The 12942-nt window shown below is 68.3% G+C and carries 13 protein-coding genes; 11 read left to right on the top strand and 2 right to left on the bottom strand.

Annotated features, from left to right (window positions below; genetic code table 11):
* Nucleotide 1 precedes the first annotated feature (1 nt).
* Both ACSQ14_RS09900 and ACSQ14_RS09895 read left to right on the top strand, forming a co-directional pair.
* The gene (locus tag ACSQ14_RS09900) at nucleotides 2-1147 is read left to right on the top strand and encodes an HlyD family secretion protein (RefSeq protein WP_436012184.1); all 1146 of its coding nucleotides are present in this window, start codon (nucleotides 2-4) and stop codon (nucleotides 1145-1147) included.
* Nucleotides 1144-2679 (top strand): DHA2 family efflux MFS transporter permease subunit, encoded by a 1536-nt coding sequence (locus ACSQ14_RS09895; protein ID WP_436012182.1) that lies wholly within the window; start codon nucleotides 1144-1146, stop codon nucleotides 2677-2679. Before ACSQ14_RS09900 ends, ACSQ14_RS09895 begins: the two co-directional genes overlap by 4 nt.
* Before the next feature lie 29 nt (nucleotides 2680-2708).
* Here the strand turns inward: ACSQ14_RS09895 and ACSQ14_RS09890 are convergent, their stop codons facing one another.
* Together ACSQ14_RS09890 and ACSQ14_RS09885 are read right to left on the bottom strand one after the other, a co-directional pair.
* The gene (locus ACSQ14_RS09890; RefSeq protein ID WP_436012180.1) at nucleotides 2709-3125 is read right to left on the bottom strand and encodes a VOC family protein; all 417 of its coding nucleotides are present in this window, start codon (nucleotides 3123-3125) and stop codon (nucleotides 2709-2711) included.
* Between the two features lie 137 nt (nucleotides 3126-3262).
* Nucleotides 3263-3802 carry a GNAT family N-acetyltransferase gene (locus ACSQ14_RS09885; protein ID WP_436012178.1) on the bottom strand — a complete coding sequence of 180 codons (540 nt, stop codon included), beginning with the start codon at nucleotides 3800-3802 and terminating at the stop codon, nucleotides 3263-3265.
* Nucleotides 3803-3918: 116 nt separating this feature from the next.
* On the opposite strand from ACSQ14_RS09885, the gene secG reads away from it, so the two are divergent.
* From secG to ACSQ14_RS09840, 9 genes are all read left to right on the top strand, one after another.
* Nucleotides 3919-4353, top strand: a complete 435-nt coding sequence (gene secG / locus ACSQ14_RS09880; RefSeq protein ID WP_436012176.1) for a preprotein translocase subunit SecG — start codon at nucleotides 3919-3921, stop codon at nucleotides 4351-4353.
* A 72-nt stretch (nucleotides 4354-4425) separates the two neighbouring features.
* The gene (locus ACSQ14_RS09875) at nucleotides 4426-6063 is read left to right on the top strand and encodes a CTP synthase (RefSeq protein ID WP_436012174.1); all 1638 of its coding nucleotides are present in this window, start codon (nucleotides 4426-4428) and stop codon (nucleotides 6061-6063) included.
* Nucleotides 6064-6228: 165 nt separating this feature from the next.
* Entirely contained in the window at nucleotides 6229-6411 is a 183-nt protein-coding gene (gene rpmF / locus ACSQ14_RS09870) for a 50S ribosomal protein L32 (RefSeq protein WP_257818058.1), read from the top strand.
* Between the two features lie 299 nt (nucleotides 6412-6710).
* Nucleotides 6711-7994: a phosphopyruvate hydratase gene (gene eno / locus ACSQ14_RS09865; RefSeq protein WP_436012171.1), complete on the top strand. Its 1284-nt coding sequence runs from the start codon at nucleotides 6711-6713 to the stop codon at nucleotides 7992-7994.
* Between the two features lie 218 nt (nucleotides 7995-8212).
* A complete protein-coding gene (locus tag ACSQ14_RS09860) occupies nucleotides 8213-8509 on the top strand; it encodes an FtsB family cell division protein (protein WP_436012169.1) in 297 nt (98 codons plus the stop codon).
* Nucleotides 8510-8557: 48 nt separating this feature from the next.
* A complete protein-coding gene (gene pdhA / locus ACSQ14_RS09855) occupies nucleotides 8558-9637 on the top strand; it encodes a pyruvate dehydrogenase (acetyl-transferring) E1 component subunit alpha (RefSeq protein ID WP_436012167.1) in 1080 nt (359 codons plus the stop codon).
* On the top strand, nucleotides 9634-11049 hold the full coding sequence (locus tag ACSQ14_RS09850) for a pyruvate dehydrogenase complex E1 component subunit beta (RefSeq protein WP_436012165.1): 1416 nt from the start codon (nucleotides 9634-9636) through the stop codon (nucleotides 11047-11049). Before pdhA ends, ACSQ14_RS09850 begins: the two co-directional genes overlap by 4 nt.
* Nucleotides 11046-11453 (top strand): GFA family protein, encoded by a 408-nt coding sequence (locus tag ACSQ14_RS09845; protein ID WP_436012163.1) that lies wholly within the window; start codon nucleotides 11046-11048, stop codon nucleotides 11451-11453. Before ACSQ14_RS09850 ends, ACSQ14_RS09845 begins: the two co-directional genes overlap by 4 nt.
* A 105-nt stretch (nucleotides 11454-11558) precedes the next feature.
* The gene (locus ACSQ14_RS09840; RefSeq protein ID WP_436012161.1) at nucleotides 11559-12887 is read left to right on the top strand and encodes a pyruvate dehydrogenase complex dihydrolipoamide acetyltransferase; all 1329 of its coding nucleotides are present in this window, start codon (nucleotides 11559-11561) and stop codon (nucleotides 12885-12887) included.
* The last annotated feature ends 55 nt before the right edge of the window (nucleotides 12888-12942 follow it).

The raw sequence follows: 12942 nt of genomic DNA, 5'->3' as shown, positions 1-12942 counted from the left end.
CATGAAGCACGAACCCACCATCGAGCCGTCCGACGCCGCGCCCGCCGACAAGGCCAAGGCGACCGCCGCCCGGCGCAAGCGCCTGTTCAGCCTTCTGGCCGCCGCGATCCTGGTGATCGCAGTGCTCTGGTTCGCCTACTGGCTGCTGATCGGTTCCCGGAAGGTCACCACGGAGGACGCCTACGTCGGCGCCGACAGCGCCCAGGTGACCGCCCAGGTCGCCGGTCCGATCGTCGCCACCCCCGTCAGCGAAACGCAGCTGGTCCGCAAGGGCGAGGTGTTGGCGGTGATCGAGCCGGCCGACTACCGGCTGGCGCTGGCTAAGGCCGAGGCCGAGCTCGGCCAGGCGGAACGGCGGGTGCAGGGCTACTACGCCAACGAAGACGTCGCCGCGGCCCAGACCGAGGCGCGCAGCTCCGACCTGCACCGCGCCGCGGCGCAGCTGGACTCGGCGCGCGCCGACCTGTCCCGCGCCAAGGCCGAATACGACCGCCGCCGGGCCCTGGCCGGCACCGGCGCAGTCTCGGCCGACGAGATGACCCAGACGCAGAACCAGCGGCAGACCGCCCAGGCCGCGGTGACCGCCGCCGAGGCGGCGCTGAAGCAGGCCCACGCCAACGTCACCGCTGCCGGCGCGCAGCGCGAGGCGGCGGCCGTGCTGGTGCGCGGGGCCGATCTGCAGTCCAACCCGGAAGTGGCCGCGGCCCGCGCGAAGCTGCATCAGGTGCAGCTCGATCTCGAGCGCACCATCGTCCGCGCGCCGGTCGACGGCATCGTCACTAAGAAGACCGTGCAGATCGGCCAGCGGGTGCAGGCCGGCGCGCTGATGATGAACGTGGTGCCGGTGCAGAGCGCCTTCGTCGACGCGAACTTCAAGGAAGTGCAGCTGCGCAAGATCCACGTCGGCTCGCCGGTCACCCTGACCAGCGACCTCTACGGACATGGCGTGAAATACCAGGGCAAGGTGGTCGGCATCGGCGGCGGCTCCGGCTCGGCCTTCGCGCTGATCCCGGCGCAGAACGCCACCGGCAACTGGATCAAGGTGGTTCAACGGGTGCCGGTGCGGATTGCGCTCGACCCGAAGGAGCTCGCGAAGCATCCGCTGCGCGTCGGCCTGTCGATGGAAGCGGTGGTCCAGGTCCCATGAACCAGCCCGGCCCGTCGGCCGAGCCGCTGACGGGGCTGCGCCTGCTGGGCGCAGCCGTGCTGCTCAGCCTCGCCAACTTCATGGTGGTGTTGGACACCACCATCGCCAACGTCTCGGTGCCGCACATCGCCGGCGGCTTGGCCGTGTCCCCCTCGCAGGGGACCTGGGTCATCACCTCCTACGCGGTGGCCGAAGCGATCACCGTGCCGCTGACCGGCTGGCTGGTGCAGCGGTTCGGCGGGGTGAAGGTCTTCATGGTCTCGATGGTCGGCTTCGGGATCTTCTCCCTGGCCTGCGGCCTGGCGCCCAGCTTCGGCGCGCTGGTCTTCTTCCGCGTGCTCCAGGGGCTCTGCGGCGGGCCGATCATGCCGACCTCGCAGACCCTGCTGCTGCAGATCTTCCCGAAGGAGAAGAGCGCCCAGGCGCTCGGCATCTGGTCGATCACCCTGGTGGTGGGCCCGATCGCCGGGCCGCTGCTAGGCGGGATGATTTCCGACACCATCGGCTGGCACTGGATCTTCTTCATCAACATCCCGGTGGCGATCGGCATCGTCATCGCGGCCTGGGCGATGCTGAGGGCGCATGACAACCCGACCCGGCGAGTGCCGGTGGACTATGTCGGCCTGCTGCTGTTGATCGTCTGGGTCGGCGCGTTCCAGATCATGCTCGACAAGGGCAAGGAGCTGGAGTGGTTCGAATCCAGCACCATCGTCGGCCTCGCGATCGTCGCCGCGATCGGCTTCGCCTGCTTCCTGATCTGGGAGCTGACGTCCGAGAACCCGATCGTCGACCTGAGGATCTTCCGCCACCGCGGCTTCACCGCCGGCGTGCTCACGCTCAGTCTGGTGTTCGGGACCTTCTTCTCGACGGTCGTGCTGATCCCGCTCTGGCTACAGACCAGTCTCGGCTACACCGCCACCTGGGCCGGCTACGCCAGCGCCTTCAACGGCGTGCTGGCGGTGATGATGTCGCCGTTCGTCGCCAAGATGCTGGGGGCCAAGGTCGACCCGCGGCGGCTGGTCACCTTCGGGATCATCGGCCTGAGCCTGGTGTCGTTATGGCGCGGCCACTTCACCACCGACGTGACTTTCTGGGGGATCGCCGCGCCCTTCCTGGTGCAGGGCTTCTTCCTGCCCTTCTTCATGGTGCCGATCACCGCGCTGACCCTGTCGTCCGTGCGGCCGGAGGAGACCGCCTCGGCGGCGGGGCTGTCGAACTTCCTGCGCACCTGCGCCGGCGCGTTCGCCACCTCGATCATGACCACCACCTGGGAGAACACGGCGACCGAGAAGCGCGGCCTGCTGGTCGGACATCTCAACGACGTGCCCGGGACCGTGCAGGCGCTTGGCGACCGCGGCGTGCCGGCGGAGCAGGCGAGGGGGCTGATCGACCAGCTGGTTCAGGTCCAGGCGACGATGCTGGCCACCAACCACCTGTTCCTGATGGCCACGGTGCTGTTCCTGCTGGCGGGAACCGTCGTCTGGCTCGCGCCACGGCCGAAAGGCGGCATGCAGATGGGCGGCGGCCACTAAAGGATCCCCGAGGCCGCCGTTGCGCGACGTCAGGCCCCGGGCGGGCCTTTCAGTTCGATCGTGTTGCCTTCCGGATCCTGCAGATAGATCGAGGGCCCTTCGCCTTGGGCGCCGTAGCGCGGGCCGGCCTCCGTCACCGCAACGCCGTGCCGGGCGAGGTGCGCGCGAATGGCCGCCTCGTCGAACGGCGCGACCTGTAGGCAGAAATGGTCGAGGTTGCGACCTTCGATCCCCGGCCCCTCGCCACCCATCCGTCCAAGCGGTCCGTCGAGGGTGACCAGGTCGATCAGATCGCGGCCGGCCCGCAGGTGGGTCAGCCCCAACTCCGGCCGGTCCCGATCCACCGAACAGCCCAGCACGTCGACGTAGAAGCCGACCATTCGCGGCTTGTCGCCGATCCGCAACACGATGTGGTCGAAGCCCTGGAGGCGGATGGGATGGGTCATCGGTCCACTCCTACACCGGTCATCCCCACGAACGCGGGGACCCAGGCTTTTTCTCGCCCAGGCGGGCAGGATGCAAAGTCACAAATAAGACGCCTGGATCCCCGCTTTCGCGGCGACGAGCGGCGGAAGGTCGGCGCTCAGAGCAACAGCCCGAACAGCCGGCAGTCGCGGCGTTCGCCGTCGCGCAGCACGTAGCCGCGCAGCAGGCCTTCCTGTTTGAAGCCGAGCTTTTCCAACAGGGTGTCGGAGCGACGGTTGCCGAGGTGGGTGCGCGCGCCGAGCTTGCGCAGCCCGCTGGTCGCGGCGTAGGCGACGACCGCTTGCATCGCCTCCAGCGCATAGCCCCGGCCCCAGGCGTCGCGCCCGAGCACGAAGCCGACCTCGGCCCGCTTGTGCCAGCGGTCGATGTCCGAGAGGCTGCAGCAGCCGAGAAAGGCGTCGTCCGCCAAGCCCCGCAACGTCCAGTGCAGCGCCTGTCCGGCGGCCATCGCGGCGATCTGGTGCTCGGCGATCGTGGCGACCAGCGCCGGCTCTTCGATCACCGGCACGTCCCAGTAGGCCATCACCTCCCGGTCATCCATCAACGGAATCAGCGCAGCAACGTCCGCCGCCGCCAGGGGCTGGAGGCGTAGTCGCTCGGTCTCGAGGATGGGAAGTCGTTTTGGGTCCGGAATCATCGCTTGCGACGCGGCTGCGACCACCTAGGTATGGCGCTGCCGCGCGCGCAGTGATAGAGCGCGCGCTTCATTTCGGCGCGGTGTGACCGCCCGAGCGCACCGGATGCTGATCACGCATGCTGCTCAATCTTCTGCTCGTCGTTGAGATCCTCATCGGCATCGCCTTGACGATCGTGGTCCTGCTGCAGCGCTCCGAAGGCGGCGCGCTCGGCATGGGCGGCGGCCCCTCGGGCTTCATGACCGCGCGTGGGGCAGGGGACCTGCTCACCCGGACCACCTGGATCCTGGGCTCGTCCTTCTTCGTCATCGCCTTGGTGCTCACCGTGCTGTCTGGCCGACAGGCCGGCGCCTCCTCGGTCGTCGACCGGCTGAACATCGACGCGATCGACCCCAGCACCCTCAATCAGCCGGCGCCGCAGGCCCCGGCGGGGACCGCCCAGCCGACCGCGCCCGCGCCGCTGCAAGCGCCGCGTCCGACCATGCACGACCCCTTCACCGGCCAAGGCGCCGCGGCTCCCGCGCCCGCCCCGGCGCCGGCCCCGGCGAATTAAGCCGTGGACGAAGGCGCTCATCGCCCGCCGCAGAGCGGCGAATCACGACCAGTTCGATTAATCTGAGCGCCCATGGCCCGGTACATCTTCATCACCGGCGGCGTGGTCTCTTCCCTTGGCAAAGGTCTCGCGTCCGCCGCGCTCGGCGCGCTTTTGCAGGCCCGAGGCTACAAGGTCCGCCTCCGTAAGCTCGACCCGTATCTGAACGTCGATCCGGGGACGATGAGTCCCTATCAGCACGGCGAGGTCTTCGTGACCGACGACGGCGCTGAGACCGACCTCGACCTCGGGCACTACGAGCGCTTCACGGGCGTCAACGCGACGCGCCGCGACAACATCACGACCGGTCAGATCTACAAGACCATCATCGAGAAAGAGCGCCGCGGCGACTATCTCGGTGCGACGGTCCAGGTGATCCCGCACGTCACCGGCGAGATCAAAGACTTCGTCCTGTCCGATCCGGGCGAGGGCGTGGACTTCGTGCTGGTGGAAGTTGGCGGCACGGTCGGCGACATCGAGGGCCTGCCGTTCTTCGAGGCGATCCGCCAGCTCGGCCAGGAACTGCCGCGCGGCCACGCCTGCTACATCCACCTGACGCTGCTGCCGTACATCAAGACGGCCGGCGAGATGAAGACCAAGCCGACGCAGCACTCGGTGAAGGAGCTGCGCTCGATCGGCATCCAGCCGGACATCCTGATGTGCCGGGCGGAGCAGCCGATCCCGGAAGGCGAGCGGCGCAAGATCGCGCAGTTCTGCAACGTGCGGCCGAGCGCGGTCATCCAGGCGCTGGACAGCGCCAACATCTACCACGTCCCGCTCGACTACCACGAACAGGGCCTGGACACTGAAGTGCTCGACGTCTTCGGCATCCACGACGCGCCGAAGCCGGACCTGAGCCGTTGGCAGAACATCAGCCATACGCTGAGCCACCCCGACGGTGAGGTGAACATCGCCATCGTCGGCAAGTACACCGGCCTGACCGACGCCTATAAGTCGCTGGTCGAAGCGCTGGTGCACGGCGGCGTGGCCAACAACGTGCGCGTCCGCTTCGACTGGATCGAGGGCGAAGCCTTCGAGGAGGACGAAGAGCTGATCGGGGTGCGCCTGGCCTCGGTGCACGGCGTCCTGGTGCCGGGCGCCTTCGGCGAACGCGGCTCCGAGGGGATGATTCGCGCGGTGCGCTTCGCCCGCGAGCACGCCATCCCGTACTTCGGCATCTGCTTCGGCATGCAGATGGCGATGATCGAGGCGGCGCGAAACCTGGCCGGCATCCATCAGGCCTCGTCCACCGAGTTCGGTCCGACGTCGGAGCCGATCGTCGGCCTGATGACCGAGTGGGTGCGCGGCAACGAGAAGGAAACCCGCGCCGCGGGCGGCGAGCTGGGCGGCACCATGCGCTGCGGGGCTTATGACGCCACGCTGCTGCCGGGGTCGCGCGTGGCCGAAATCTACGGCGGCGAGACCATCTCCGAGCGTCACCGTCACCGCTACGAAGTGAACATCGGCTACCGTGAACGGATCGAGGCCACCGGCCTCAAGTTCACCGGCCTGTCGCCGGACGGCCTGCTGCCGGAGATCTGCGAGCGGCAGGACCACCCGTGGTTCGTCGGCGTGCAGTTCCACCCGGAGCTGAAGAGCCGGCCGTTCGAGCCGCACCCGCTGTTCGCCAGCTTCGTCGGCGCCGCCAAGGAGCGCAGCCGCCTGGTGTAGGGCGGCCGAGGCTCCCCCCAGGGGGAGTTCCCGCATAGCGGGCGAGGGTTCGCGGGAGAGGGTCGTTCACGGCTTGATCCTGCGCGACTCTTGAGGCATACACCGCCGCTCACATCGGCGGCCGATTGGCCGCCGTCATAGTTTTCATGCCTGCCGAGATTTCCAATGGCCGTTCCTAAGCGAAAAACCTCGCCGTCCCGGCGGAACATGCGCCGGTCGCACCACGCCCTGGGCCCGAACTCCTTCGTCGAGGACAAGGAAACCGGCGAGCTGAAGCGTCCGCACCACGTCGACCTGAAGACCGGCATGTACAAGGGCCGCCAGGTCCTGACGCCGAAGGAAGACTAAAAGCCTTCCAGCTCTGCTGAGCTGTCGACGCCGGTCGCGCCATGCGGCCGGCGTTTTGATTCGTGGCGGGCCGGCAAAACTCCCTCCGCTCACCCCCGCGAAGGCGGGGGCCCAGGCTTTTCCCGTCTATGGGCCGGCGGAAGTCGCAACGCAAAACGCCTGGATCCCCGCTTTCGCGGGGAAGAGCGTGACCAAGGACGTTCGCGCCCCGCCCAGCTTGACCGTCACGCTTCCAGGGTTGTTTGCGGGCCAGCGGGTCGTTAAGCCGCTGCACGCTTAAAAAAACGCACGAGGACCCGATGACCGAGATCGTCGACATCAACGCCCGCGAGATCCTGGACAGCCGCGGCAATCCGACCGTCGAGGTCGACGTGGTCCTGGAAGACGGCTCGATGGGCCGCGCGGCGGTGCCGTCGGGCGCCTCCACCGGCGCCCACGAGGCGGTCGAGAAGCGCGACGGCGACAAGAGCCGCTACCTCGGCAAGGGCGTCCGCCAGGCCGTCGACGCCGTGAACGGCGAGATCTACGACGCCCTGGCCGGCAATGACGCCGAAGACCAGCGCCGCGTCGACAAGCTGCTGATCGAGCTCGACGGCACGCCGAACAAGAGCCGCCTGGGCGCCAACGCCATCCTCGGCGTCAGCCTGGCCGTCGCCAAGGCCGCCGCAAGCTCGGCGGCCCTGCCGCTCTACAAGTACGTCGGCGGCGTCTCCGCCCGCGTGCTGCCGGTGCCGATGATGAACATCATCAACGGCGGCGCCCACGCCGACAATCCGATCGACATCCAGGAGTTCATGATCCTGCCGACCGGGGCCGCGACCTTCGCCGAAGGCCTGCGGATGGGCGCGGAGATCTTCCACGGCCTGAAGAAGGCGCTGCACGACGCCCATCACAACACCAACGTCGGCGACGAAGGCGGCTTCGCGCCGAACCTGAAGAGCGCCGAAGAGGCGCTGGCCTTCATCGTCAAGGCGGGCGAGGCGGCCGGCTACAAGGCCGGCGACGACTTCCTGCTGGGCCTGGACGTCGCTTCCACCGAATTCTTCAAGGGCGGCAAGTACGTGCTCGAAGGCGAGGGCAAGACCTTCGACGCCGGCGGCATGGTCGACTACCTGGCCGGCCTGGTGGCCAAGTTCCCGATCATCACCATCGAGGACGGCTGCGCCGAGGACGACTTCGAGGGCTGGAAGCTGCTCACCGAGCGCCTGGGCAACAAGGTGCAACTGGTCGGCGACGACCTGTTCGTGACCAACCCGGCGCGCCTGGCCGAAGGCATCGAGGCCGGCCTGGCCAACTCGATCCTGGTGAAGGTCAACCAGATCGGCAGCCTGTCGGAGACGCTGGACGCCGTCGATATGGCCCACCGCGCCGGCTACACCGCCGTCATGAGCCACCGTTCGGGCGAGACCGAGGACTCGACCATCGCCGACCTCGCGGTCGCCACCAACTGCGGTCAGATCAAGACCGGCTCGCTGGCCCGTTCGGACCGCACGGCGAAGTACAACCAGCTGCTGCGCATCGAGGAAGAGCTGGGCGACCAGGCCATCTACCTCGGCAAGAAGGCGCTCAAGCAGCGCATCTGATCCGGAGATTCGCCGCCGCGCGGGGCCTTGCACCCCGCGTTGCGGCGGAAATTCGCTGAAACCATGGGCGCCGGCGCCTGACGAAGGGGCGCCTGCGCCGCTGCGGGCCGCTTTTAAGCGGCGCCGTAGAAACTCGGACCTTAGCCGCACCTTAACCACGAAGGCGCGAGAGTACGGCGCATCCTACCGAGGGATTCGCCCTTCCTGGGGACTCGCCGTTGCTCGCCCGCCTACGCCCCTACCTGCCGACCGCCGCCCTGGCGTTCCTGATCTTCTACTTTGCTTTCCACGCCTTCACCGGCGACCAAGGGCTGCTGACCTCCGGTCAGCGCAGCGCGACTCTCACCACCAAGACCCGCGAACTGGCCGGCCTGCGCGCCCAGCGCCAGGACCTCGAAGTGCGCGCCAAACTGCTCCGGGACAAGAGCTTGTCGGCTGATCTCCTGGAGGAAAGGGCGCGCTCCCTGCTAGGCTTCGCAGACCCTAGGGACTATGTCATCCGCATGAAGCCGTAGGCCCCCATTGGGGGTTTCAGTGGCGTTTCAAAGAGAGTGGAGGGACGCATGGCGCGTGGGCAGACTGGCGCGGCCGGTCGGCGCAAGGTGAACGGTGCGGCGGCTCGAAAAGCTTCGACCACCCGCGCCCCATCGGCTGCAGGCAAGACTGCGGCCACCGCTGACAAGGAAGAGCTGCTCAAGCTCTATCGCGACATGCTGCTGATCCGCCGCTTCGAGGAGCGGGCCGGACAGCTCTACGGCATGGGCCTGATCGGCGGCTTCTGCCACCTCTATATCGGCCAGGAGGCCGTGGCGGTCGGCGTGCAGTCGATCCAGCAGCCTGGCGACCAGGTGATCACCGGCTACCGCGACCACGGCCACATGCTGGCGTCCGGCATGGATCCCCGCGAAGTGATGGCCGAGCTCACTGGCCGCTCCGGCGGCTCGTCGCGCGGCAAGGGCGGGTCGATGCACATGTTCTCGACCGAGGCCAACTTCTACGGCGGCCACGGCATCGTCGGCGCCCAGGTGCCGCTCGGCGTCGGCCTGGCGTTCGCCAACCGCTACCGCGACAACGGCAAGGTCAGCTTCACCTACTTCGGCGACGGCGCCGCCAACCAGGGCCAGGTCTACGAGGCCTTCAATATGGCCGCGATCTGGAAGCTGCCGGTCGTGTTCGTCATCGAGAACAACCAGTACGCCATGGGCACCTCGATCGAGCGGTCCTCGTCCGAAACGCAGCTCTACAAGCGCGGCGCCTCGTTCCGCATCCCGGGCGAGGAAGTCGACGGCATGGACGTGCTGGCGGTGCAGGCCGCGGCGAGCAAGGCCGCCGAGCATGCGCGCACCGGCCAGGGCCCCTACATCCTCGAGATGAAGACCTACCGCTACCGCGGTCACTCGATGAGCGACCCGGCCAAATACCGCACGCGCGACGAGGTCGACGAAATTCGCAAAACCCGCGACCCGATCGACCACCTCGAGGAACTGCTCGAGAAGAAGGGCTGGGCCGACGAGGCGACGCTCAAGGGCATCGACGCCGATGTGAAGCGCATCGTCGCCGACGCGGCGGAGTTCGCCCGCACCTCGCCGGAACCCGACCCGTCGGAGCTGTACACCGACGTCTACTCGGAGGCGCGCGCGTGACTGAGGTATTGATGCCCGCGCTGTCGCCGACCATGCAGGAAGGCACGCTGGCCAAGTGGCACGTGAAGGTAGGCGACACGGTGAAGAGCGGCGACGTGATCGCCGAGATCGAAACCGACAAGGCGACGATGGAGGTCGAAGCGGTGGATGAAGGCGTCGTCGAGGCCATCCTCGTGCCGGAAGGCGCGCAGGAAGTGAAGGTCAACACGCCGATCGCCCGGCTCGCCGGCGAGAACGGACAAGCGCCTTCCGCCGCCGCGCCCGCCCAGCAGATCGACGCCGTTTCGCAACAGCCGGTCGCCAAGGCGCCGGCCGGCGACGAGGAGAAGAAGGGACCGTCCGAGGCCAAGGGCCGCCCCGAGGGCGAGGGCCCGGCGGCGGTCACCCCGCAAGAGTCGCTGAAGGATCCCGAGCTTCCGGCCGGGACCAATGTGATCCGCCAGACGGTCCGCGACGCGCTTCGCGACGCCATGGCCGAGGAGATGCGCCGCGACGGCGACGTCTTCCTGATGGGCGAGGAAGTCGCTCAGTACCAGGGCGCCTACAAGGTCAGCCGCGACCTGCTGCAGGAGTTCGGCGAGCGTCGCGTGATCGACACGCCGATCACCGAGTATGGCTTCGCTGGCCTCGGCGTCGGCGCGGCGATGGCCGGCCTGAAGCCCATCGTCGAGTTCATGACCTTCAACTTCGCCATGCAGGCGATCGACCACATCATCAATTCGGCGGCCAAGACGCTCTACATGTCGGGCGGCCAGCTAAAGACATCGATCGTGTTCCGCGGCCCGAACGGCGCGGCCTCGCGCGTCGCCGCCCAGCACAGCCAGGACTACGCCTCGTGGTACGGCCACGTGCCGGGCCTGAAGGTGATCGCGCCGTATGACGCGGCCGACGCCAAGGGCCTACTGAAGGCCGCGATCCGCGACCCGAACCCGGTGGTCTTCCTCGAGCACGAGATGCTCTACGGCCAGGAGTTCGAGGTCCCCGAGGGCATCGACTGGGTGCTGCCGATCGGCAAGGCCAAGGTCCGTCGCGAAGGGACCGGCGTCACCATCGTCGCCTATTCGCGGATGGTCGGCTTCGCTCTCGAGGCGGCCGAGCTGCTCGCCAAGGAAGGCATCGAGGCGGAGGTCGTCGACCTGCGGACCATCCGGCCGATGGACCACGAGACCGTCGTCGCCAGCGTCAAGAAGACCAACCGGCTGGTGACCGTCGAGGAGAGCTGGAGCCCGATGGGCGTCGGCGCCGAGATCGCCGCCCGGGTGATCGAGCACGCCTTCGACTACCTGGACGCCCCACCGGCGCGGGTCACCCAGGCGGATGTGCCCTTGCCCTACGCGGCCAATCTGGAAGCCCTGTCTCTGCCGTCGGTGGAGCGGATCGTCCAGGCCGCCAAGGCGGTGAGCTACAAGTGAGCGTCGACGCCTTCACCTGGCGCGCGGGCGGCTGTCATTGCGGCGGGGTCCGCTTTGAGGTCGCCTTGCCGCCTGAGGTGGAGGCGCAGACCTGCAACTGCTCGATGTGCGCCAAGACCGGCTTCGTGCACCTGATCGTGCCGGAGAGCCGGTTCCGGCTGACCAAGGGCGCCGAGCGGCTGTCGGAGTACACCTTCAACACCCGCGTGGCGAAGCACCTGTTCTGCGCCGAATGCGGGGTGAAGAGCTTCTATCGCCCGCGCTCGAACCCTGACGGCTGGAGCGTCAACGCCCGCTGCCTCGACAGTCTCGACGGCGTCGCCCTGCAGGTCGAGGCGTTCGACGGCCAGAACTGGGAGGCCCATGCGGGCTCCCTGGCCCACCTGTCCAAGGAGCCGGGATGACGGCTTCCGCGCCCATGCCCTTTGACGACCGCCCGAGCTTGGCGCAAGACGCGCGCAAAGGCTGCGTCTTTGTCGCAGCCCTGACCAACGCCTGAGAAAGTTCCCATGACGACCGACGTCCTGATGCCCGCGCTGTCGCCCACGATGCAGGAAGGCACGCTCGCCAAATGGCACGTGAAAGTCGGCGACATGGTCAAGTCCGGCGACGTGATCGCCGAGATCGAGACGGATAAGGCGACGATGGAGGTTGAAGCGGTGGACGAAGGCAAGGTCGAGGCGATCCTGGTGGCGGAAGGCTCGCAAGGCGTGAAGGTCAACACCCCGATCGCTCGCCTGGCGGAGGAGGGCGCCCAGCCCGCGCCGGCGCCGAAGGCCGCCGCGCCGGAAGCCAAGGCCGCGCCTGCGCCGGCCGCTCAGCCGGCGGCAGCGCCTGCTCCCGCAGCCGCCGCTGCGGCCCCGGCCGCCGCCGCGACCGGTGATCGCGTGTTCGCCTCGCCGCTGGCCCGTCGCCTCGCCGAGCAGCAGGGCGTGGATCTCGCCGCCGTGCAGGGCTCGGGCCCGCACGGCCGTGTCGTCGCCGGCGATCTGGAAGCCGGCAAGCCGGCCGCCGCTGCGCCGAAGCCGGCCGCCGCTCCGGCTCCTGCGGCTGCAGCCGCTCCGGCCGCCAAGCCCGCGGCTGCGCCCGCCGCCGCCCCGGCGGCGAAGCCCGGCACGTCGTCGATCGAGCAACTGGGCATCCCGGCCGGCAGCTACGACCTCAAGCCGCTGAACATGATGCGCAAGACCGTCGCGCGTCGCCTGTCTGAGTCGTTCCGCGACATCCCGCACTTCCCGCTGACCGTCGACCTGGAGATCGACGCGCTGCTGGAGGCGCGGGCGAAGATCAACACCTCGCTCGCCAAGCAGGGCGTGAAGGTCAGCGTCAACGACCTGGTCATGAAGGCCTGCGCGATCGCCCTGAAGCGGGTGCCGGACGCCAACGCCTCGTTCAGCCCGGAGGGCATCGCCTACCACCACAACGCCGACATCTCGATGGCCGTGGCGATCGAAGGCGGTCTGATCACCCCGATCATCCGCAAGGCCGAGCTCAAGAGCGTCGCCGAGATCGCCGTCGAGGCGAAGGACCTGGCCGAACGCGCGCGGACCATGAAGCTGAAGCCCGAGGAGTTCATGGGCGGCACCTTCTCGGTCTCCAACCTCGGCATGTTCGGCATCAAGTCGTTCGGCTCGATCATCAACCCGCCGCAGGGCTGCATCCTGTCGGTCGGCGCTGGCGAAAAGCGGCCGGTGGTGCGCGGCGATCAGCTGGCGATCGCCACGGTGATGACCGTCACGCTCACCTGCGACCACCGGGTGGTGGACGGGGCCGTCGGCGCCCGTTGGATCGAGGCGTTCAAGGGTCTGATCGAAGACCCCATCACCATGATCGTCTGATCAGGAACCCGCCGCCCTGCGCCGAGCGGGGCTTTACACGACGATTCAGTATGGA

It is taken from the genome of Phenylobacterium sp. LjRoot219, assembly GCF_964252995.1.
Lineage (GTDB): Bacteria > Pseudomonadota > Alphaproteobacteria > Caulobacterales > Caulobacteraceae > Phenylobacterium.
Note: the sequence above shows the minus strand (reverse complement) of the source record. Positions and strands in the feature narration are given on the sequence as shown.